24 protein-coding genes and 1 pseudogene are annotated in these 21,912 nt (G+C 34.5%); 6 read left to right on the top strand and 19 right to left on the bottom strand.

From position 1 onward, the window contains the following. Position 1: 1 nt before the first annotated feature. The 6 genes and pseudogenes from C564_RS0111510 to C564_RS38040 all read right to left on the bottom strand — a co-directional run. Complete coding sequence (locus C564_RS0111510) at positions 2 to 346, bottom strand: SdpI family protein (RefSeq protein ID WP_018765433.1); 345 nt, start codon at positions 344 to 346, stop codon at positions 2 to 4. 181 nt (positions 347 to 527) lie between these two features. Next, entirely contained in the window at positions 528 to 1,373 is an 846-nt protein-coding gene (locus C564_RS0111505; protein WP_018765432.1) for a peptidoglycan-N-acetylglucosamine deacetylase, read from the bottom strand. A gap of 125 nt (positions 1,374 to 1,498) precedes the next feature. Further along, positions 1,499 to 2,371: an aminoglycoside 6-adenylyltransferase gene (locus C564_RS0111500; protein WP_018765431.1), complete on the bottom strand. Its 873-nt coding sequence runs from the start codon at positions 2,369 to 2,371 to the stop codon at positions 1,499 to 1,501. Positions 2,372 to 2,526: 155 nt separating this feature from the next. After that, on the bottom strand, positions 2,527 to 3,201 hold the full coding sequence (locus C564_RS0111495; protein ID WP_026008540.1) for an O-methyltransferase: 675 nt from the start codon (positions 3,199 to 3,201) through the stop codon (positions 2,527 to 2,529). A gap of 145 nt (positions 3,202 to 3,346) precedes the next feature. After that, positions 3,347 to 4,066, bottom strand: coding sequence for a 3-ketoacyl-ACP reductase (locus C564_RS0111490; protein ID WP_016114516.1), 720 nt, complete (start codon positions 4,064 to 4,066; stop codon positions 3,347 to 3,349). 188 nt (positions 4,067 to 4,254) lie between these two features. Then, a pseudogene (locus C564_RS38040) lies at positions 4,255 to 4,878 on the bottom strand (ATP-binding protein); the annotation flags it as partial. A 277-nt stretch (positions 4,879 to 5,155) separates the two neighbouring features. On the opposite strand from C564_RS38040, the gene C564_RS0111480 reads away from it, so the two are divergent. Further along, positions 5,156 to 5,914 carry an alpha/beta fold hydrolase gene (locus C564_RS0111480; RefSeq protein ID WP_003196982.1) on the top strand — a complete coding sequence of 253 codons (759 nt, stop codon included), beginning with the start codon at positions 5,156 to 5,158 and terminating at the stop codon, positions 5,912 to 5,914. Positions 5,915 to 5,984: 70 nt separating this feature from the next. Here C564_RS0111480 and entFM read toward each other — a convergent pair whose 3' ends face one another. Together entFM and C564_RS0111470 are read right to left on the bottom strand one after the other, a co-directional pair. After that, positions 5,985 to 7,307: an enterotoxin EntFM gene (gene entFM, locus C564_RS0111475; protein ID WP_003196980.1), complete on the bottom strand. Its 1,323-nt coding sequence runs from the start codon at positions 7,305 to 7,307 to the stop codon at positions 5,985 to 5,987. 409 nt (positions 7,308 to 7,716) lie between these two features. Next, a complete protein-coding gene (locus C564_RS0111470) occupies positions 7,717 to 8,499 on the bottom strand; it encodes a TrmB family transcriptional regulator (protein ID WP_003196978.1) in 783 nt (260 codons plus the stop codon). Positions 8,500 to 8,677: 178 nt separating this feature from the next. On the opposite strand from C564_RS0111470, the gene C564_RS0111465 reads away from it, so the two are divergent. Together C564_RS0111465 and C564_RS0111460 are read left to right on the top strand one after the other, a co-directional pair. After that, complete coding sequence (locus tag C564_RS0111465) at positions 8,678 to 9,451, top strand: sulfite exporter TauE/SafE family protein (RefSeq protein ID WP_018765428.1); 774 nt, start codon at positions 8,678 to 8,680, stop codon at positions 9,449 to 9,451. A gap of 83 nt (positions 9,452 to 9,534) precedes the next feature. Then, on the top strand, positions 9,535 to 9,717 hold the full coding sequence (locus C564_RS0111460; RefSeq protein ID WP_003206856.1) for a hypothetical protein: 183 nt from the start codon (positions 9,535 to 9,537) through the stop codon (positions 9,715 to 9,717). A gap of 243 nt (positions 9,718 to 9,960) precedes the next feature. Here C564_RS0111460 and C564_RS0111455 read toward each other — a convergent pair whose 3' ends face one another. Next, positions 9,961 to 10,560 (bottom strand): nitroreductase family protein, encoded by a 600-nt coding sequence (locus C564_RS0111455; protein ID WP_003196974.1) that lies wholly within the window; start codon positions 10,558 to 10,560, stop codon positions 9,961 to 9,963. A 249-nt stretch (positions 10,561 to 10,809) separates the two neighbouring features. Next, positions 10,810 to 11,793: a D-alanyl-D-alanine carboxypeptidase family protein gene (locus C564_RS0111450; protein WP_018765427.1), complete on the bottom strand. Its 984-nt coding sequence runs from the start codon at positions 11,791 to 11,793 to the stop codon at positions 10,810 to 10,812. Positions 11,794 to 12,017: 224 nt separating this feature from the next. On the opposite strand from C564_RS0111450, the gene C564_RS0111445 reads away from it, so the two are divergent. From C564_RS0111445 to C564_RS0111435, 3 genes are all read left to right on the top strand, one after another. Next, on the top strand, positions 12,018 to 13,025 hold the full coding sequence (locus tag C564_RS0111445) for a S66 family peptidase (RefSeq protein ID WP_003196969.1): 1,008 nt from the start codon (positions 12,018 to 12,020) through the stop codon (positions 13,023 to 13,025). Positions 13,026 to 13,308: 283 nt separating this feature from the next. Then, a complete protein-coding gene (locus C564_RS0111440; RefSeq protein WP_018765426.1) occupies positions 13,309 to 13,650 on the top strand; it encodes an EamA family transporter in 342 nt (113 codons plus the stop codon). Then, positions 13,643 to 13,981: an EamA family transporter gene (locus C564_RS0111435; protein ID WP_018765425.1), complete on the top strand. Its 339-nt coding sequence runs from the start codon at positions 13,643 to 13,645 to the stop codon at positions 13,979 to 13,981. Before C564_RS0111440 ends, C564_RS0111435 begins: the two co-directional genes overlap by 8 nt. 75 nt (positions 13,982 to 14,056) lie before the next feature. Here the strand turns inward: C564_RS0111435 and C564_RS0111430 are convergent, their stop codons facing one another. From C564_RS0111430 to C564_RS0111390, 9 genes are all read right to left on the bottom strand, one after another. After that, positions 14,057 to 14,506: a DUF6376 family protein gene (locus C564_RS0111430; RefSeq protein ID WP_003206858.1), complete on the bottom strand. Its 450-nt coding sequence runs from the start codon at positions 14,504 to 14,506 to the stop codon at positions 14,057 to 14,059. A 232-nt stretch (positions 14,507 to 14,738) separates the two neighbouring features. After that, complete coding sequence (locus C564_RS0111425; protein ID WP_018765424.1) at positions 14,739 to 14,903, bottom strand: spore germination protein; 165 nt, start codon at positions 14,901 to 14,903, stop codon at positions 14,739 to 14,741. Between the two features lie 110 nt (positions 14,904 to 15,013). Then, the gene (locus C564_RS0111420; protein WP_003196960.1) at positions 15,014 to 15,235 is read right to left on the bottom strand and encodes a hypothetical protein; all 222 of its coding nucleotides are present in this window, start codon (positions 15,233 to 15,235) and stop codon (positions 15,014 to 15,016) included. A gap of 322 nt (positions 15,236 to 15,557) precedes the next feature. Then, positions 15,558 to 16,559 carry a branched-chain amino acid ABC transporter permease gene (locus tag C564_RS0111415; RefSeq protein WP_006094554.1) on the bottom strand — a complete coding sequence of 334 codons (1,002 nt, stop codon included), beginning with the start codon at positions 16,557 to 16,559 and terminating at the stop codon, positions 15,558 to 15,560. A gap of 4 nt (positions 16,560 to 16,563) precedes the next feature. Then, positions 16,564 to 17,424: a branched-chain amino acid ABC transporter permease gene (locus tag C564_RS0111410; protein WP_018765423.1), complete on the bottom strand. Its 861-nt coding sequence runs from the start codon at positions 17,422 to 17,424 to the stop codon at positions 16,564 to 16,566. Positions 17,425 to 17,449: 25 nt separating this feature from the next. Beyond that, a complete protein-coding gene (locus tag C564_RS0111405) occupies positions 17,450 to 18,154 on the bottom strand; it encodes a branched-chain amino acid ABC transporter ATP-binding protein (protein WP_018765422.1) in 705 nt (234 codons plus the stop codon). After that, positions 18,132 to 18,905, bottom strand: coding sequence for an ABC transporter ATP-binding protein (locus C564_RS0111400; RefSeq protein ID WP_018765421.1), 774 nt, complete (start codon positions 18,903 to 18,905; stop codon positions 18,132 to 18,134). Before C564_RS0111400 ends, C564_RS0111405 begins: the two co-directional genes overlap by 23 nt. Before the next feature lie 101 nt (positions 18,906 to 19,006). After that, entirely contained in the window at positions 19,007 to 20,227 is a 1,221-nt protein-coding gene (locus C564_RS0111395) for a substrate-binding domain-containing protein (RefSeq protein WP_018765420.1), read from the bottom strand. Between the two features lie 312 nt (positions 20,228 to 20,539). Then, on the bottom strand, positions 20,540 to 21,763 hold the full coding sequence (locus C564_RS0111390; protein WP_018765419.1) for a serine hydrolase domain-containing protein: 1,224 nt from the start codon (positions 21,761 to 21,763) through the stop codon (positions 20,540 to 20,542). Between the last annotated feature and the right edge of the window lie 149 nt (positions 21,764 to 21,912).

Genomic DNA, 21,912 nt, shown 5'->3' with positions numbered 1-21,912 from the left:
TTTATTGTTTCTCCAGTACCTTTAATTTCTTCTCCACCCGTATAAACAAACGAATGATTAATACTATCATAAGGATTAAAATAGCAATCATTGTATGTGGGTACCAAAATAGCAATCCGATTAAACTTCCTATTAAAATCATTAAAAGTCCATTTTGTTTCATAACTTCAGCGCTATATTGATTTCCAACATCCCTCAAATCTTTATTTTTCATTGATCGCTTTGTTCGATATCCGTATACTGCGTTAATATCTATTGGTGGATTTTTTTGCAATATGAGTGCGGATAGTATAAATATAATACCGATTAACAAGCTCATTCCTATATTTACAAGCGCATATGTCATCTTATTCCCTCCACATCCACACACATATTTTCAAACTTATTTGTCAGTTTATAGTTTTATTATACAACAAAAACCAACCAAAAACCTATATTTTCCAAAAACAAAAATACACCACTCTTGTTTAAATGATGTACAAGCTGAATACAGTATTTTATATTTATAGGTCCACCTTATCGGTCATTTACTTTCTCTGTTTCGACGTATGAAACATGTTAGGAAGCGTCACGAAACGTGACCCTTTCGCTTTCAGTTCAGGAATGATTCGATCTAGCGCATCCACAGATCCTTGCAAATGTCCTCCCGGTGTAGAATGCTGGAGTATAACACTTCCTGGAAACGCATTCCCTAACACAGTATTTGTAACCTGCTCTGCACTTACTCCTTTCCAATCAACTGTATCTACACTCCATTGTACGATCATAAAATTCTGTTCTGTCGCCCACTCTAATTGTTTTTCACGTATTTCACCATAAGGCGGACGTATAAACTTTGGTGCATACCCTATCAACTTCCGCAATATCTCTTCCGTTCTTACAATTTGATTACGATATTCTTCATCACTTACTTTAACTAAATTTGGGTGGTTATACGTATGATTCCCAACAGTATGACCCTCATTTGCAATTCGTTTTACTACATCAGGATATCTTTCTGCATTTTCACCAAGAAGAAAAAAAGTAGCTTTCACACCATAATTTTTTAACTTATCTAGTATTTGCGGAGTAAATACAAAGTCTGGCCCATCATCAAATGTAAGGGCAACTTCCGCTTTATTATATGGACCAGAAAATGCATAAGCATATTTTTCAACCCAAGAAAAAGGTGTCCACGAGCCTCTATCTTCTTCTGCACCTTGAACCTCATTCTTCAAACCAGCATTTAGCAAATCAGGCGTTACACTCAAATAGTTTTGATAATAAAATACATTTGAGTATGGCAAATAAGAATACATATTATATAAAGGCGTATTACGTTCTGAAACCCCTTGAAAAGGAGTTAGTATCTCTGATGGATAAAAATAATACATAATTAATAAAACCTCCCTAAAATTTTATATGCAGTTCATTCATATTTTGTCAGGATAATTCATGTTCCTGAACAGAAATAAGACCGTCCCATTTTGGAACGGTCTTATTTCTATCTATCATATACTTAATAAATTGTTTGACTATCTTTTGGTAAAGATCTTACATGTTTTAGATAGCTTGTTACTCTAGCATCGTCACCTTGTGGATATTCAAAACTAAAATAGCTAGCAATTCCGATTGCAGTTTCCCTAAATAAATCCCCCATTACAAAGAACGACTTCCAAATATTCTCATAATCTGCATTTGAAAATGTCTCTATATATTGTTTCCACAAATCATCCTCAAGATATTGTTCAAAATACTTCCCAAACTTTCCGGCGTTTACTGTAAAATTTGTTTTTATCCCAATATGCCATTCTAGCATTTGCATCAGCATATTTCGAATAGGACCTTCAAGCATTCTTTTTACATAAGGAAGTTCTTCTCTCCACAACCCTTTTGCTACATTTGTACTACACCACCAAAACTCATTACAGCAATCTGCAAATTCTTTTGCTGTTGGCCTTTTTATACAGTAATCCGAATCATTTGCTGGTGGAAATGGCTCAATAGCACCATCTTTATCAAAAAGAAGTACACTCAAACTATCTCCACCAAGAATTTCATCTATTAATTCTACTGAAACTAAAGTCAAATCGATTCGATTCCCGTCTATAAACTGCATCAAATAAGGAAATCTTCCATCCTCTTCGGGTGAAACTAAAGTGCTTTCTTCTGGCATTTGTACAATCATTATTTTTCCAAATCTATTTATCCAACTGTGATCAGATGTGAATGACTGTATATCTTTCACAACATATACAATATCGTAATCTTGAAAACAATCTCTCTTCACATTCGGATTCACACGAGAACCATTCATAATCACTGCGCGAATACGCTCATCTTCTCTTGCTGCATTTAATATTAAACCCATCATTTCTTTTTCACTTCTCATATTTTTATAACCTCCAAATTTTATTAGTGCATTGTACTGCATTCATTTTGGAGGAGCACGAGAAGAGTTCCCTGTTTTCCATCCATGTTATAACATATCAAACATTTTTTATTTCCACCTCCTAGTCTAGTAGATCTATAATTGGCATCTAGACCTCATCCTTCTGTTACAAGCGCAATTACAAATCCATCATACCCCTTACTCCCTACAGTTTGGATCACAGTAGCAGTAACACGCGGTTCAGCAGCAATTCGTTCATAAAAACATCGTATCCCCTGTACACGAGCGTCTTCACTTAAACCATTGACCACCTCACCATCGCGTACTACATTATCACCAATAATTAAACTACCACACCTTGAAAGTTTAAGAGCCCATTCAAAATATGCAGGGTTGTTTTGTTTATCAGCATCAATGAAAATAAGATCAAACGGCTCACAGTTTTCAGTAGCCATTTGCTGCAACGAATCTATTGCCATTCCAGTACGCACATGAACCACTTCACTCAAATTAGCTCGTTTGATATTAGCACGGGCAATTTCAGCATACTTTTCACTTGCTTCAAGCGTGATAAGACGACCATCTGTTGGCAACGCCCTTGCAAGCCATATTGTACTATATCCACCTAAAGTACCAATTTCTAAAATATTTCGTGCACCTTGAATTTGCACGAGCAATTGTAAGAACTTCCCTTGAGTTGGCGAAACATCATGTGCTGGCAAATTAGCTTCAGCATTTACTTGAAGTACCTCTTCAAGAATAGAATCAGTTGGTATAAGTAAATCCGTAATAAAATGATCAACAGCTTTCCATTTATCAATATTATTCACGTAAATACCATTCCCTTCGAATTGTATAGGATAATCCTTCAATAACTTGCATCCCTCATTATAGTTCATAAAATTCAGAATTAAAAAGAAATAAATAAAAAAGATTTGGCTTTAAACCAAATCTTTTTTATTCATATACAACTTCTTACGGATTAGTAGACCAAAGTCCTGCAGATTTAATAAATGTACGTTTATTTAATTTCAGCTGCGCTACGATAAACTCAGCGATATCTTCTGCTTGCATGACTTTCTCAGGGTTACCATCTGTTAATCCTAATTCTACCGCCATATCAGTTGCAACAGTACTTGGTGTTAAAGCTGTTACACGAATGTTGTGTTTACGTACTTCCATTGCTAACGATTCTGTTAAACCAAGAACACCAAATTTAGAAGCACTGTATGCACTTGTTACTGGTGCACCTTTTTGTCCTGCTGTTGATGAAATATTAATAATGTCACCAGACTGTTGTTCAATCATGCTTGGTAGCGCTGCGCGAGTTGCGTAATATACACCCATTAAGTTTACTTGGATGATCTTTTCCCAATCAGCAACATCTAATTCTAAGAATTTGCCAAACTTAGAAATACCCGCATTATTAATTAAAATATCAATAGAACCTAATCCTTTTTTTAATGTTTCAATAGCAGTAGTAACTTCTTCATATGAAGATACATCAGCAGTAGCAATAACAGCTTTTACACCTTCTGCTTCTACTTCCTTCGCAACTGCTTTTAAGTTTTCTTCTGAGCGTGCTAAAAGACCAACGTTCACACCTTCTTTTGCTAAAGCAATTGCCACAGCACGGCCAATTCCTCTTCCTGCTCCTGTAATTAATGCATTTTTTCCTTGTAATAATTCTGCCAAATATAACACTCCTCAATCATTCTAAGTTGCTTTTTCATACCATGAATTCTATATGTATATCATCCTAAATGCAATTATGCACTTTGATGTGCGTAGGTTACTTCTAGGTAACCTATAAAATTTTTTTATTTCTTACTAAACAAATAGAGAAGTAAAAGACAGTTTCCTCTGCCCCCACTTCTCTATTTTCAAGTGCTATGTTTACTCCCAGGAATCAAAACGATAAATTCCGTTCCCTTTCCAACTACACTCTCTATCCGGGTCTCTCCCTTATGAAGATCAATCACTTTCTTCACAATTTCCAATCCTAAACCACTACCTCCATGTGCACGATTTCGTGATGAATCAGCTTTATAAAAAAGTTCTAATAAAGAAAACAATGTCGTTTTCCCACTACCACTTGGACCTACAATTGCAGTCACTTTTCCTGATTCAATCGTAAATTGAATATTTTGTAGTACTTTCTCTTCCTCGTTATATTCAAAATCCACATTTTCAATCAAAATTGGTTGTTTAGCATTTGTCACATTTTTACCTTCTATATGATTTTCCACTTCATATTCTAAAATTGTATTAATGCGTTCCGTTGCGCCAATTTCCTTTTGGAATTGTGTAAAGAACATAGAAAGTTGACTCATTGGCATAACAATTTGCATTAAATATAAAATAAATGCCACAAGTTCTCCAATTGTTAATGCTCCACTAGAAACTCGCATTCCACCATATCCTACAATAATGACAAGTAACGCCATTAAAACAAATGACATAACTGGTGTAATTAAAGCTTGAACCTTGCCTTCTTTCAAACCAAACGGTTATTTCTAAAATTAGAATACGATATGAATGTAAACAGTCAAACGATTAATCTACTGATTTGGTAATAAAACACATCAAATCTTATCTTTACAACAGATATAACCATCTGATATTATTACCTGGTACTTAATAAAGAAATAAAAAATAAAAAAATTACCATTCTATAGTCTACGCAAAAAGAATTTAGAATGATTACCCATATATAACTATAAAAATATATATTTTCATAGCATACGCATCTCACTAATCTTCATTCACCGAAAGGGGTATACCGTGCAAGCAAAAAAGAATTCTGAAAAGAAGACCATTATATTCATTCATGGATTAGTCGGAAATCGTCGTGCCTTCAAAAAAGAATATAAACGATTTTCTCCTTCTTACAATATTATAACGTATGATTTACTAGGTCATGGTGAAGACAAAGGGCAAGCAATAGACTTTTCTTTAGATCGATTAGTACAGCAATTATCAGACCTCTATGAGAAAGAAGGTATTCAGCAAGCTCATATTTGTGCCCTAAGCTATGGCTGTTACATTGCCACTATATTCGCTCACAAATATCCAGAGAAAGTATTAAGTCTTTGTCATATTGGAGGTCATTACAATAATCCCTCCCTTTTATATAACGTCTTTCGAAAGTTTTGGGACAACCGTGAAAATGAATATTCCACTTGGCTTTATCAATATGCGAGTACAATTTTCCCAAGTGGTATACTAAAAGCAAGTCCTTTTGCGGTTATTTCAAAAAACATTTATTATCGGTTTGGATTACAATTGCATTCATCGATTATTGTCGAATCGCTCAAACACCGTCTAGAATTCGATTTAAAATCTCGACTACGAGAACTATCACAACCTATTCTATGGGTAATGGGTGAACACGATCATCTCTATAAATCCTGTTTATTTGATTTAAAATCCATTCTTCCAAACGTTTTATATAAAGAAATCCCACTAGCCGGCCATGCCGCAAACTTATTCCGTCCTAGCTACTTCCATGATTTATATTCCAAATTTTTACTGGACGCATAAAGACATCTAAAACAGAAAAAGCTTTCTAGTTTCCTAGAAAGCTTTTTCATATGTAAGAATACGGTTCTTATTATGCTTTTGTGTAACCTGCTAGATGCTTACTCCAGTAAGAGTTATTTACTGAGCTAATTCTTACACCAGTTTTTTCAGTTTCTGCACTGATGAACTGACCATTTCCTAAGTAAATACCCATATGAGTCATACCTGCACCAGCACCAGTAGTATCTTTAAAGTATACTAAATCACCTGGTTGTGGATTACTAGTATGCGTCTTGCTGCTCCAGTAGCCAGCAACAGTTTGACGTCCACCAGAATGACCTGCTTTATTTAATACGTAGTAAACGAAGCCACTGCAGTCAAAACCAGATGGTGTTGTACCACCATATACATATGGTGAACCATTTAGCGATTGTGCAATAGACACAATTGATGAGCCATTAGCAGATGGTGTTGTCGGTTTTTCTGTTTGTGGTTTTTCTGTTTGTGTATTTCCTTGCTCACCGCCAGTAGCTGGACGAGAAGGCGTAGTTACATTTGCTGTACCACCTTTTACAAACTTAACATGGTCTGCACTTACATAGCCAGTTCTTCCTTGGTGGTTAATTTTATACCAACCGTTTTCTCCACCAATAACTTGTAATGTTTGGCCTTGTACTACGCCACCAATTACAGCATTATATGTAGCCGGGCCTGTACGTACACGTAAAGCTCCTGTATCAACAACATATGAGCCGTCTTTTCGGATTGTCATTTCATTGTTGTTTGGCTTTTCTGTTTCCGTACTTACATTTGTAGTTGTACCGCCTTTTGTTACAAAGTCTTTACTTACATAGCCAGTTCCGCCGTTGTGGTTAATTTTAAACCAGTCTTGTACTTCACCGACAACTTGTACAGTTTGTCCTTTGCCTACAGTACCTACAACTGTATGAGAAGCACTAGGACCTGTACGTACATTAAGTGAAGAAACGTTTACCGTATAGTTACCTGTTCCTTGTTGAACAGTAGTTCCTGTTTTCTCACCAGTTGTTACAAAATCACTGCTTACATAGCCAGTTTTACCGTTTACATTTACTTTAAACCAACCATTTTCTTCACCAGTTACTTGTAGAACTTGTCCTTCTTGTACTTTAGAAATAATATCATTTCCTGTACCAGGAGCTGTACGTACATTCAATACATCAGCTGTTACTGTGTATTTAATGTCAGATTTTTTCTCTACTGTTTGTGTTTCAGTTACTTTCGAATCAACTGTTTGTGTTTGTGTTTGTTTTTGTGTTTGTCCATCGATTTCTTTTAGCGCGTCTGTTGAAACTTGTGCGTGAGCAGCATCCATTCCAGGAACTACTGCGCCGGCTACAGAAGCTGCCGCTAAACCTGCTAGTACTTTTTTCATAAGTTGTATTAACTCCCTTTCCCTACTACCCTCTTAAAAAAATGATTTTAATATCCTACCAAAACATTGGAAATGATCTCATGTTAAATTCCATTTTTATACAAGGGCTTTCTTTTTCACACGTCAACTATTTTAAATTACCAATGTGAACTTCATGTGAACTTCATGTGAATCCCAACTTCATATACAGCGTTTTCGTAATAAAACATTTAATTTTTTCTATTACAAAACGAATCAAAGCTTCTAGTAGTATCCATTCTTTACTTACTCCACTAATAAAATCATGATATCTAAGTAAACAATTGGTTTTTCTACTGGTCTTACAAAATAGTTCTTTTCATGAGTCACCTTCTTATCATTACAAAAATTCCGCCATTTATCAACTATATAGTATCCTAAAAAATTATATTTATATGAAAAAGAACTTTTCTCGTTCTGGAGCAATCCAAGAATCCATGTTTTGATCGCTATCCCTTACTAAACGATTTACTAATATATCATGCCATATATAATTTTCTAGTAAATATATATGAACAGGATCATCTGTATAAAAAGCATTTCCTTTTTGTTCTATCGAGTGACCATATACCATTTCTTTTCCATCAATTGATAAGATAAACCATTTATGACTTCCAATATTATTAACGTAACTTGTTTTTCTATGAATTTCTAATCCTTGCAACGGATCGTCAACTTCAAAGACAATACCCTTTAAACTACATTCTCTTTCTTTTTCTTTTAAGTCTACTAATAGTTTTTTATACATAGTATCCCAAATTGACAAAATAATCTTTTTTTTCGTTCTTCGAATTAATATTCTGCAGAAAGCTAGTATATTTTCTTCACCTTTCAAAGTGGTTACTCTCGAATCCACCTCAGGTTCTTTTTTTTCAAATACTTTTAATTCTTTTTCTACATACGTGTATGTCTCTTCCCATTTCTCTCTTACTGCCTCTAAAAACACATCTACAGGCAAAGGAGAATATTGTACTGCTTCATTTATTTCTTCCTTCATTACAATGCCTTTTTGTTCAAGGGTATTCAATATTTCATATATACGTGCACGAGGGACTCCAGAATTTTTGCTAACTTGATAAGCACTAGAAGCTCCTTGTTGAACTAATGAAACATAGGCTTTTGTTTCATATTGATTTAAGCCAAGCATTTGAATTTTTTGTAGTAAATCTTCCATTGTAAGCCTCCCGCATATTTTGTACTTGCCGCAACATTGACAGTAATTATTACTTTAATAGTAAACACAAAAGTGGTTGGAGTAAATATTAAAGAGGCATTATCAAATTTTCATTTACACAAAGTAATTAAACAGATACTATCTTAGTAGTGACTATTCTAGGATGGGGGAAATACATATGGAGGACATCAATCTTTATACAATGTTTTTTTTAATTGCTTCAGGTTTTTTAGCTGCCTTTATCGATTCTGTTGTAGGTGGCGGTGGATTAATTTCTATACCAGCTTTATTATTCACCGGCCTCCCACCTTCAACAGCTATTGCAACTAACAAACTGGCAAGCTCAATGGGATCACTTATGAGTACCATTTCATTTATTCGATCTGGAAATGTGAATTTCAAATTGGTCTCTAAGCTATTCCCTTTAACTTTTATCGGGGCTATACTTGGCGCCTTTGTAGTCAAACACATTTCATCTGAAATATTAAAACCATTAGTACTTGTTCTATTAATTGCCGTTGCGATTTATACGATTATGAAAAAAGAGTGGGGAAAAGATGCAAGTTATAGTGGAATGAGTGTAAAAAAAAGAGTTGTCTTCTCTTCTGTTATTTTTATCATTGGATTTTATGATGGATTTTTCGGGGCAGGAACAGGATCATTTTTGTTATTTACATTTTTGATCATTGGATTTGATTTTGTGCAATCAGCTGGAAATGCCAAAGTTTTAAATTTTGGTAGTAACATCGCTGCACTTATCATTTTTCTTTATTTAGATGTTGTTAATTTTGCATATGGACTTCCAATGGGAGTTGCAATGATTTTCGGGGCTTTCGTAGGCTCAAATTTCGCTATAAAAAAAGGAGTATCTTACGTACGAATTTTATTTATCATTGTGACGTTACTCCTTATCAGTAAAAATATTTTAGATTATTTAGGCTTTTTTGATTGAAGACCTGATTATTTGGAATCTTTATGCTTATATTGTTAAAATAACCAATATAGTTCAAATAATTAGGAAGAGGAGTATTATCCATGGAACAAATTATTGATAATGGTTCGAAGCATTATATCGATTTTCACTATGCATTGGTTCGTACGCTATCCTTGGTAACGTTCAGAAAAATCCCAGCCATTGAAACAAAAAAATCCGAATTAAAAGTTACTATTGAAAATCAAAGTAATAATTTAAATCATAAGAATCCTTATAAATTATAATTATTTTTTAATAATTTATCGCACAAACAGGGAATTACTAATAACCGCATTCCCTGTTTGTCTATTTCATTTATTTTGAAACCACTGCGTCACATGATGGATTTCGCTATCTGTCATTCCATACCCATAATGATACCTTGAATTGAACTTCTAATGACTAGAAGTCACAAGATTTTAAAAATCTTTTATTGGTCTCGTACAAAACAAAAAAGGATTACCTATATAGGCAATCCTTTTCCCGTTTTAATTATGAAATTTCACACGAGTTTCTAACGGCTGAAATTCTTTTTCACCTGCTGGCGCAACTGGCTTACCAAATGGCATTTGAGCGATCAGCTTCCAAGTCTCTGGAATATCCCATTCTTTTCTTACTTCTTCATCAATTAATGGGTTATAATGTTGCAGCGTTGCACCAAACCCTTCAATTTCTAATGCTGTCCAAATCACAAACTGTAGCATTCCTGATGATTGCTGGGACCAAGTCGGGAAATTGTCTTTATATAATGCAAACTTTTCTTGAAGATCTTCTATTACTTTGCTGTCTTCAAAATATAAAACTGTTCCATAGCCACTTTTAAATGCGTTCATTTTTTCTTCGGTTGGTGCAAAATTATTTTCTGGTACAATTTTTCGTAATGTTTCTTTCGTAATATCCCATAGTTTATCATGTTGTTCTCCTAATAACACAACAACCCTTGCACTCTGAGAATTAAAAGATGAAGGTGTATACTTTACGGCATGATTCACTACTTCTTGAATTTTCTCATCAGAAACAACTTGCTCTTTACTAATTGCATAAATTGATCTTCTGTCTTCAATTGCTGAATAAAAATCTTTTGCCATACTAATTCCCTCCAATTTTTATTTTGAGGCTTACTAATCTTTATTATGGTATATCCCGCCCCGAACTTATTAATAATAAGTTTATAACTTTATTATATCTACATAGAAAAACAATTTCAAACAATAGCACTCATACTTTTTAGTTTTTGTTTTTGATACCTTTTATATTCCCTTAAAATAAAAAACAGCTTATTTTCCACTCAATCCGAGTTTTAAACAAGCCGTCTTCTTTCATAATAAATCCTTCACCTACTTAACAATCTCGAAACCATAGGACATTAGTTTATGCGTTTCTGTAAAACGTTTCATTTGGCTCTTCGTACCCATAACAACTGTTACAAGTCGCTTATCACCTTGTTTGGCAGTCCCAGTAAAGCAATAACCCGCACTATCAGTGAAGCCTGTTTTCAGTCCATCCATTCCTTCTAAGTAAAGTCCTTGGTTGGCCGGATTCAACATTTCATTCGTACTCGTAACCATCGTGCTTTTAAATGCTAACTGACTTTGACGTAAATGTGTAACATCTAATATCTCCGGGTAATCTGTTACAAGGTGATACGCTAACTTCGCTACATCAGCTACAGTCATCTTCGTTTCACTTCCATCAGGCTCTTGCAATCCAGAAGCATTTACAAACTTGGTTGCTTCTGATAACTCCAGTTGTTTCGCTGTTTGATTCATAAGATGGGCAAAATCTTGCTCAGTTTTTGCTATATGTTCCGCTAAAGCAATTGCAGAATTGTTGGCCGATTGGATCATTAACGCATGGTATAGGTCTTTAACCGTTAATACATCCCCCGTTTGTACCGGAATTCTCGCACCTTCTGCTTGTGCCGATTTCGCACTTATTTTCACTTGATCTTCCCAATGGACCTTTCCTTTATGTATGTTTTCTAAAAGAATATATGCTGTCATCATCTTTGACATACTCGCCGGGGCAAGTAGCTCTTCTTCATTGTTTTTATACATGACTTGCCCATTACTTGCATCAATGATCATTGCTGCTTTCGCTTCAACTACTGGTACATATTTTTGTGGGATCATCTTTTCAGTTAATCCTGTTTTTGGTAACTCTGCTACTTGTAGGGGCGGACCATCTATTGTCATTTTTTCTTTTGCTTTGGAAACATTAATACCATTCTTCTCTAGAATACTCCCTTGGAAAAAGAACCAACATGAACCTAAAATAATAGCACAGAGTATTGTTACGCTTCCCCATCCTAACCTTTTCATCAATAAAACTCCTTTTACTCTACCTATTATAATTTCAAATTTAACCATAACAACAATGTCTTTAAACCGTCAAGGTCAAACAGTAAATAATCTACGATAACTATTTTTTCAAGATTATTTGTTAAGAATATGTTATACTACCAAAAATTTAATAATATAAATTTTCAAATATTAAATCCTGAAACTACTTAAATTCCTAATCGAAACAAGAAAGGTTTGATACAATGATACTACTTAATCCCTTAAAAAAAGGAGATACTATTGGCATTTACTCTCCTTCTTCACCTGTAACATATACATCTCCCAAAAGATTTAATCGAGCTAAAAAATATTTACAAGATAAAGGGCTCCACATATTGGAAGGTAACCTTACAGGTAAGCAGGATTTTTATCGTTCAGGAAGCATTCAAGAACGTGCTGAAGAACTAAATGCATTAATTAGAAATCTGAATGTTACATGCATCATGTCAACAATTGGCGGGATGAATTCAAATTCTCTTTTACCTTATATTGATTACAAAGCATTGAAAGAAAATCCAAAAATTATGATTGGGTATTCAGACACTACAGCTTTACTACTTGGAATCTATGCACAAACAGGCATTACTACATTTTATGGACCAGCACTTGTTCCTTCTTTTGGTGAATTTGAGCCTTTTGTGGATTCCACTTATACATACTTTGCAGAAGCTTTAATGGAAGAACAAGAAATTCCTTACAAGGTAAAGCAACCTTCATTTTGGACAGATGACTTTATAAACTGGGAAGAAAAAACAAAGGACAAAGAACTAAGAAAAAACGAGTGGATTTGTGTAAATGGCGGAAAAACAACTGGAAGACTAATTGGTGGCAACTTAAATACAATACAAGGTATATGGGGTAGCCCATTTATGCCTGGTATTAAAGAAGGAGATATTCTCTTTATTGAAGATAGCTCCAAAGATGCAGCTACCATTGAAAGAAGTTTTTCATTACTTAAAATTAACGGTGTATTTGATAAAGTTTCAGGAATCATTCTTGGAAAGCATGAGCAATTTGATGATTGTGGTACACATCGGAAACCTTATGAAATATTATTAGAAGTACTCCAAAATCGTAACATTCCATTTCTAGCAGACTTTGATTGTTGCCATACCCATCCGATGATGACGATGCCAATTGGTGTACAAGTGGAGATGGATGCAACCAATAAAAGAGTAAGAATCATTGAGCAATGGAAAAAACAAATATGAAGTTTAACGATTCTATGAATATCTTTACTTTAATAATGAAATAGAAATTACATAATGAATATAAGGAAACGAGTGACTTCTATATTAAAAAGCCACTCGTTTCCTTATATTGTTTTACAACATCACTCATGGTATTATATACCTTGGAATGTGAAGAGATAGACAAAGTATACACATTATAAAACAAAAAACCATTTCAAACCACATTCCATGTAATAAGAAAACATAGATGAAATGCATTCTTTTCAAATTAATGTATTTACATCTAAAAGAGAGTGAATATATGAAACCGACTATGAAAAATTATGTATTTTTACATGTAGCTTTCTTGCTATATTCTATCATCCTGCTTTATATGAAATGGGCAGCTAAATTCCCTGTTTCATCCATTTCGTTTTTCATCGCCTATTTTGGACTTGTTGTAATTTTATTTGGCTATGCTATTCTTTGGCAACAGGTAATTAAACATTTTGAAATTTCTAAAGCATATTCCCACCGAGGGATCATCATATTATGGTCCATGTTATGGTCCGTTATCTTTTTAGGTGAGACGATAAAATGGAACAATTTACTCGGTGCAGCTATCATTATGATTGGAATTGTGGTGGTGACGAAAGATGAATAATTATATATTGTTATATATTTTCGGTATTATTTTAGCAAATTACTCACAAATTTTACTCAAAAAGGCAACTCTACAAGAATATGATTCCAAATTAAGAGAATATGTCAACCCTTATGTTATTATCGGCTATTCTTTATTTGTAATTAATGCTGGGCTAAACGTTATTGCACTAAAAGGTGTTCCATTAAAACAGGCTCCTGTATTAGAATCTCTTAGCTATGTCATTATTTTAGTATTCGGTTGGTATTTCTTAGGAGAGAAAATAACAAAAAGAAAAGTCATTGGTAACATTATTATTATAATTGGGATCGTCGTTTTTTCTATCCAATAACAAGTACACGCCTTATTATAATATTCTCGCGTTAAAAAAGTCCGTTATAAATAACGGACTTTTTTCATATCCTCTCTACTGCCCTAAATTTTGAACTTTATCTTTTAAATCTTGAACTTGTTGCACTGTCTTCATAAGCTCTGAGTTTTTAAATTGTTCTACATCTATTTTCCCTTCTTCTATCTTTTTCATAGTTGTATCAATTAATGCATTTAATTTTTCGTTATATCCAACAATTTGCTGATGGATGTCCTTCGCTACATCCGGGGGTGTCAATTCATTAAAAGCTGGGATATCCTTTTGAATATCTCCGAGCTTAGTCTCTAATTCTTTTCGAGCAGCACTATCATTGATTGCTTTTTCTACTAACCCCGGCGCTTCATTTGCAAACGCACTCACTTTATTAACATAGTCTGTCGCCTTTTGAGCATAATCAATTGAATTCTTACCCTCTTCAATCATAGAGCAGCCCATTAAACCGATTGTAATTAAAAACACAAGTAATATCGTCTTTTTCAACTTCATTTTTTACCTCCTAGCTGAATACTAACGTTTCTTCTACTATATTTATAAACACCTATCCCTTTCGCTATACTGTCATTCTAGAATACTAGCTACTTCATTTCCATTTTCATTACCTCAACTTATATATTCTAGCAGGACTTTTCAATTTCCTTTTCATAATCAATTTTGAAAAACATACGGGGTTTTCATGGAACGAATTTCATATACAACAGGCTCGTTTGTTGATTTTTCTCTAGCTGTTAACACTCCTTGATTTCCATAATTGTGTTTCTAATAGTAGTATTTCTCCCATTCCATCTATTAGTAATACGATATAACCTGTTAACGATTCAGAAATCGTACCTTCTACTACATCACACTCTTTCATGCTACCTACTGTTAGTACATAGTTTTTCAAAAATTCCTTCATTTCTTTACTTGTCGCAGTGCCTATTTCAAATTTGTATACAACCGAAAAAAGACATACTTAAGATACAATTAAGTATGCCGATTCCTTTATACTAACGTTTACTTCCCTACATATCCTATAACTGTTACAAGTTCTGATTCTATATGTACACCGATAATTTCCTCAATAATATTTGTGTATCCTTCCCCTATAGCCGCTCCATATTGTAAGGAAATTTCTTTTTTCTTATAAACTGACTGAGGTATAGTCAAAATGAATTTCCTAAGATCTCTTTCATCCACAGGTTCCATAATTAAAACTATGCCTTCTTCCTCAAACATACTATCATCCTTTCACATACATTCCTAATATGGCTCAGTATTGCCTTTACCTGCTGAGTTCTAAACCCATTTACAAATAGTACGATACTCTTCATTCGATAAAACGCCCATTTCCCATAGTCATACTAATCACTCATCTAAAAATCTCCAAAATAAAAAGCACAAACCTTGACACATCAAGAATTTGTACTTTTATCACATACGATTTCACATTCCTTTATCCATCTCATAAGGTGATATCTTCATCAACGGAAGGTTCCACCGCTGATGGCTAACTTTCACCTATCTTCCACATTTCTCTCTAAATCTCAAGGACGGAGTTTCATGTACTATGCTCAACTTCCTTACTTTTCTCTGCCCCCTTCTTTTTTGTTATACTTCTTATTTTTTTAACCGTACCAGTTAACCCTGTTGGGAAACCTAATAACACAATAATATATAGTAACCCAAGAAAGATCGTCCATCTCTCAAAGATTGGATACTGCGCTGCAAGTTCTGATAAATAATACTTTAAAAATTCAATAATCCCGGCGCCAGCGATTGCTCCAACTAATGTGCCAACTCCCCCAATCATTGTCATTAACAGAGCATTTAAAGTCATTTCAATTGAAAAAACAGTTGTATTTACAAAGCGTAATGTGATAACAAATAAACCACCGCTAAGCGCTGCTACTACTCCCGCAACTATGCTCGCAATAATTTTATAGTGGAGAATTTTATATCCAAGTGCTTCTACACGTTGCTCATTTTGCGAAATTGCCTTTAACACTTTTCCAATAGAAGATTGTGTAAATAAGCGAAGCAATAGAAAGATGACGACTAGACATATGAGTGTAATATAGTAAAATGTGAAACGGTCACGAAACATATCAGGTACACGGAATGTAAAGCCATCTCCTCCATGTGTGAAAGACCGCCATTTTTCAGCAAGTACAAAGAATAGTTGGGAAATCGCAAGTGTTAACATTGCATAAAAATGACTTTTTAATCGTAAAGAAAGCATACCGATTATATAACTGATTATCGTTGATAGTACAACAGCTATCCCAATACCGATTAAAAAGCTTGCTATAGAAACCTCTTGTCGATCTAGTAAGAGTGCAACACAATAAGCACCTATTCCAAAAAACATGCAATGACCGAATGAAACAATTCCTGTATATCCAAGAAGAATATCAAAACTCATTGCAAATATAGCAAAGATGAAAACTTGTGTAAACAAAATGAGTAAGCTCCGTGAATCATTTACGAAAGGGAATACACTTAAACAAATCAATACAACTAGCCCAAAATATATCCCGGCCCGATTAAATGTATTATTCACCTTTTCACCCCTTTTCACCAACGAGCCCCGTTGGCTTGACTAACAAGAAAAACAACAACATTAACATATTTATTGCGAGTGATAAATCAGGTAAATAATAAGCCGTAAACGCTCCAGCCAATCCAACAATTAAAGACGCAATCGCTGAACCTTGCACGCTTCCCAATCCTCCGATAATGACAACAATAAAAGCTAAAATTGCATACTGCATACCCATTTCAGCGAAAATAACTCCTGAATATGGAGCAAGGAGAAATCCCCCTAACGCGGCCATTCCAGCCCCTAATAAAAAGACAAATGAAAATATCGCCTTTATGTTAATACCAAGAGCTTGAACCATCTCCTTATCTATTACACCCGCACGAATCATAAGACCAATTTTTGTTTTACGTAGTAACAACATCAGGCCAATATAAATAAGTACCCCAACAATAATAACAAACAATCGATACTTTATTAATATAATTCCATCAAATGTCAAGCTTCCTTGTAACCATGTTGGTAATTTAGCACTAATTGGATTCGGTCCCCAAAATACTTTTATACATTCACTAAGTACAAGCATTCCACCAAGTGTAACGAGAAGTTGTCGAACATGATTTCCATAAACAGGACGAATAAGGAATCTTTCTAAAACGAAACCAAGAAACATTCCCATCAAAATCGCACCTATTAATGCAAGTACATAGCTACCAGTCATATTGAATAACCAAACCCCTGTAAAAGCTCCCCAGGCAAACAATCCACCATGGGCAAAATTGAGTACACTCATTAAACCAAAAATAAGTGAAAGTCCCGATGCTAATAAGAAAATAAGCATACCTGTCGAAACGCCATTTACAAATAAGTTAACTAACACATCCACGTTCCATACCTCCTCCGTATCAATGTTAAGAAATCCCCAGATACTTATGACATGTTTCCTTATCTTCTTTCAGTTCATTCATTGGACCGTTATGCACGATTTTTCCATTGTCCATAATGTAAAAATAATCACCTATCTGGCTTGCCATCATAAAGTTTTGTTCTACAAGCAAAACAGTCGTTTTCTCTTTCATTTTCAAAATAGCCGACATTAACTTTTCAATCATAATCGGCGCTAATCCTTTACTTGGCTCATCAATTAATAGCAATCCATCACTATTAATGAACGCTCTTGAAATCGCCAGCATTTGCTTTTGTCCTCCGCTCAACAGCCCACTTTTTTTATTCCAATATTGTTTTAAATCTGGAAATAAATCGAGCATCCATTCTACCTTTTCTGCATATTCTATCCCTTTCTTTACTCCAGCGAGAGCAAATGTTTCTTCTACCGTTAAATCATGAAAGATCCCTTGATTTTCTGGCACATAGCCCATTCCTTTTCGCGAAATCAGATGAGTAGATAAACCATTTACTTTCTCATCACAATAATAAATTTCTCCATTAGAAATCCGATTAAACCCCATAATTGAACGTAAAGTCGTTGTTTTTCCAGCCCCATTTCTTCCGAACAATACGGTGATTGTTCCTTTCTCAACCATAAAAGAAACGCCTTGCAAAATATGAAACTGATCCAAATACGTTTCTACATTATCCACTTTTAATAGTGTCACCGTATAATCCCCCTAAGTATGCCGTTTGTACACGTTCATCCTTCATAATCTCTTCTGGTAACCCTTCGGCCAATAACTCGCCATGAAATAGTACAATTAAATGATCTGATACATGTAGAACCATATCCATTTTGTGTTCAATAAGTACAATTGTATTCTCACGATTTTTCTTTATATTCTCTATCACTTGAAGAATAGCTGGGACTTCCTCAACAGAGATACCCGCTGTTGGTTCATCAAGTAGCAATACATCTGTTCTGAGCGCTAGCAGCATGGCCAGTTCTAATTTTCTCTTTTCCCCATGTGCTAAATCTTTCGCTAGCGCTTCTTCTTTTTCGTGAAGCAATACTGTCTTCAAAAGACGTCTCGCCTCTCCCATCTGCTGCTTGAATCGTGAGAAGTTTGGAAAAAAACTATAATAATCTTGAACAAACGACTGTACACTTAAGCGTACATTTTCAATCACTGTTAATTCCGGAAAAATATTTGTAAGCTGGAAAGAGCGTCCCATACCAAGGCGGGTTCGCTCTGGAATCGATAACTTTGTAATGTCACGTTCTTTAAAATAAATCTCACCTTTTGTTGGAGAAATCTGTCCACTTAACAAGTTAAATAGAGTTGTCTTCCCTGCTCCGTTGGGTCCAATAATAGAAATAAGTTTTCCTTTTGGTATCATCAAATTTACGTCTTTAATGACATGATGTTCTCCAAATGAGACACAAAGATTTCTAGTCTCTAACAAGTTCTTCACTCTATACCCTCCTCAAAGAATTCATATTTTCAGGGTGAAAAAGAGAAGTTGATGTAAAGAGAAATAACCTCCTCTCTTTACATCTTTTTATTACCGAATATTCAATCTATTTTTTGAATTGGTGGCTCTGTTTCTTTCATTGTTAATTCTCGCTCTAGAACAGGTACTGGATAATCAACACCCTCTTGTTTTTGTAGCGTTATAGAATAAAGCGCTTGCAAAGCTTGGTGGTCTTTCTCTCTAAATTTCATTTTTCCTTTTGGTGTTTCAAATTCCATTCCTTCCATTTTCTTAATAAGCGTATCAACATCTGTATCGCCTTTTGTTTTCTTTAATCCTTCAACGATGGAAATTGCTGCTGACATTCCTCCAGCTGTAAACAAATCTGGAACTGTTCCATTGAAACGTTTCTTATGTTCTTCCACTAGCCACTCGTTCACTTTATTTTTCGGAAGTGTATGATAATATACTGAAAATCCTTGCATGCCCACTAATGCATCCATCGTCTTTAATGCTGGTATATCCGGTGCCCCCGTTGAAACCTTAATCCCTTGCGCTTCTACATTCATATCTTTTAATTGCTTCCATGGTGAATTCGCACCAGCCCAAACAATAAATAAATAATCTGGTTTTGAACTAATGATGTTTTGAATATTTGCAGTAAAATCAGTAGAATTCGTATCAGCATATTGTTCATTTACAATATTCGCCCCTAGCTTCTTCGCTCCCGCTTTAAATGCAGCAATTCCTTCACGACCAAAGGCGTTATCTGGAGCAAGTGTTGCAATCTTTACATCTTTCTTAGCGATGGATGCAGCACCAGCAATTGCATCTTGAGATGAATTTCTGCCTGTTCTAAAAATATATTTATTCCAGTTCTTCCCCGTAATACTATCTGCAACTGCAGGTTCAACAACCATTATTTTTTCATATTCTTCCGCTAGTGGTAACACTGCTAATGTATCACTTGAACTCGAAGATCCAACAAGAAAATCAACCTTGTCTTCCTCTAATAGTTTCGTAGCTTTTTTAACTGCTACATCCGCTTTTGTTTCCGTATCTTCTACAACAAACTTAATCTTCTTCCCATCTACTTTCCCTGTTCCGCCTGTTGCGTAATCTAGCCCTAGTTCAAACCCGTTTACCGTTTGTTTCCCATATGATTCAAGCGGTCCTGTTAACGAAGCAAGAACACCTACCTTAATCGTCTTCTCATCATCTGTACTTGCTTTTTCCCCTGAACATCCTGCTGTTACTAATAATGAACCAAGAATACATCCCGTAAACACCATTTTTAGCCACTTACGTTTTTTTGCTGACATTGTGATCCTCCCCATACTTTACTTTCTGATAGAATCAAATACGCCAAAGTAACCATCCGTAATCATGACTTCTTGTTTTTAACAATGTGAACTATGTTGTCAATAGAAATTTCTCGAAGTACCTCTACATTCGCCAGACATTTCCAAATCCCTTCCAATACATTTGTAAATATTCATACAATTATTCGCATTATACATATCATCCCTTGAACAAATACATTAAAATAACTGTTCTCTTCCTCTAATATATTAGCCCTACAAAAAAGACTAACTTCCAAAATGAGTTAATCTTTTCCCCCAATCGCACTACTCTTAAGACTCTTTACGTAAAAAGTCTACTATTGCACGATAAACAGCATACATTTCGTAGTGATGTTTTTCAAAACTAGGATCAGCACTTGTTCTCACAATAACAAGGTTTTCTGGTTGGTTTATATAAATATTCTGCCCCCAAATTCCTATAGCAAGAAATTCTCCAACTATATAATCTGGTCCAGGAGTCCACCATTGATACTGATAATTATCAGTGAAATGAGATTGATTATCTTTCAGTAGATTATATCTTTCAGGTATGGTTGATTCTCGAATCCACTCTTGAGAAATAATCTGTTTCCCCTTCCAATTTCCATTATGTAAGTAGAGTAATCCAAATCTAGCAAAATCTCTCAACGTAGCATTCAAGAAAGAATAAGATATCATGCTCCCATCACTACCTATATTCCAAAATGCATGGGACTCCATTCCAAGCGGTTCCCATATTTTCTCTTGCAAATATTGTGCTAAGTTCCGTCCAGTTGCTTTTGCAATCAGCATGCCTAACACTTGCGCATCTATACTTTTATAAGAAAATTTCCCAGAAAATTCTTTATACTTAAATTGATTTATATACTCATTTACACTCTTACTTGCAGTCAATGACGCTTGCATCAGCATATAAAAATCTGATGACAAATTATGATAATCTTCATTGAAATAAATACCAGAGCACATCTGTAGACATTCCTTAATAGAAACATTTTTATATCCGGAGTCCTTTAACTCTGGCAAATAAGCAATGATTGGATCCTTTACTGATTTAATGTCCCCTTCATCAATCGCTATACCTACTAAAGCAGATAAAAAAGATTTTGCTACAGACCATGAAGTATTAAGAGATTTGCACGTATTTCCATGAAAGTATCGCTCATTTACAACTTTATGATCTTTCATAATGAAAAAGCCTGTCGCCGTCGTGTTTTTAAGAAACTCATCAAGAGTTGATTGTTTCCCATTATAGCTGTACGTAACATTCATATCCTTCAAATCATAATCAAATCGAGAAATATGTCCTTTACGTTTCACCTTTTGGGCTGGGTATACTTCAGAAAGATTACGGAAGTTTTCAATTGTTTTTTTCTTATCAAATAGTATATGAAAATCCACAAAACGCTTCTTATTTGTAGTATTCTTATTCCTTAAATTTAGTAAATTATTTAAACCAACGGCTATTGAAGCTGGAATCATAATAGTTCTTTTAAAACTATATTTCTTATTCATCTTATTCTCCTTGGATCAAAGCATATTACTTTCAACCTTCTTAACCTATACTTAAAAAACTCATATTCACCCTAATAATGTCAATTATGAACAACACAGAAAGATTACTCCCTAATTAATTCTAATATAATCCACTTCAAAAACCCAAA

The organism is Bacillus sp. 105MF (genome assembly GCF_000374885.1).
Taxonomy (GTDB): Bacteria; Bacillota; Bacilli; order Bacillales; family Bacillaceae_G; genus Bacillus_A; species Bacillus_A pseudomycoides.
Note: the sequence above shows the minus strand (reverse complement) of the source record. Positions and strands in the feature narration are given on the sequence as shown.

Coding starts and splice junctions, on each gene's coding strand:
- C564_RS0111440 (WP_018765426.1), top strand. CDS start 13,309: ATGAAACCGACTATGAAAAATTATGTATTTTTACATGTAGCTTTCTTG.
- C564_RS0111500 (WP_018765431.1), bottom strand. CDS start 2,371: ATGAGAAGTGAAAAAGAAATGATGGGTTTAATATTAAATGCAGCAAGA.
- entFM (WP_003196980.1), bottom strand. CDS start 7,307: ATGAAAAAAGTACTAGCAGGTTTAGCGGCAGCTTCTGTAGCCGGCGCA.
- C564_RS0111460 (WP_003206856.1), top strand. CDS start 9,535: ATGGAACAAATTATTGATAATGGTTCGAAGCATTATATCGATTTTCAC.
- C564_RS0111435 (WP_018765425.1), top strand. CDS start 13,643: ATGAATAATTATATATTGTTATATATTTTCGGTATTATTTTAGCAAAT.
- C564_RS0111430 (WP_003206858.1), bottom strand. CDS start 14,506: ATGAAGTTGAAAAAGACGATATTACTTGTGTTTTTAATTACAATCGGT.
- C564_RS0111420 (WP_003196960.1), bottom strand. CDS start 15,235: ATGTTTGAGGAAGAAGGCATAGTTTTAATTATGGAACCTGTGGATGAA.
- C564_RS0111455 (WP_003196974.1), bottom strand. CDS start 10,560: ATGGCAAAAGATTTTTATTCAGCAATTGAAGACAGAAGATCAATTTAT.
- C564_RS0111390 (WP_018765419.1), bottom strand. CDS start 21,763: ATGAATAAGAAATATAGTTTTAAAAGAACTATTATGATTCCAGCTTCA.
- C564_RS0111465 (WP_018765428.1), top strand. CDS start 8,678: ATGGAGGACATCAATCTTTATACAATGTTTTTTTTAATTGCTTCAGGT.
- C564_RS0111505 (WP_018765432.1), bottom strand. CDS start 1,373: ATGTATTATTTTTATCCATCAGAGATACTAACTCCTTTTCAAGGGGTT.
- C564_RS0111395 (WP_018765420.1), bottom strand. CDS start 20,227: ATGTCAGCAAAAAAACGTAAGTGGCTAAAAATGGTGTTTACGGGATGT.
- C564_RS0111470 (WP_003196978.1), bottom strand. CDS start 8,499: ATGGAAGATTTACTACAAAAAATTCAAATGCTTGGCTTAAATCAATAT.
- C564_RS0111445 (WP_003196969.1), top strand. CDS start 12,018: ATGATACTACTTAATCCCTTAAAAAAAGGAGATACTATTGGCATTTAC.
- C564_RS0111450 (WP_018765427.1), bottom strand. CDS start 11,793: ATGAAAAGGTTAGGATGGGGAAGCGTAACAATACTCTGTGCTATTATT.
- C564_RS0111510 (WP_018765433.1), bottom strand. CDS start 346: ATGACATATGCGCTTGTAAATATAGGAATGAGCTTGTTAATCGGTATT.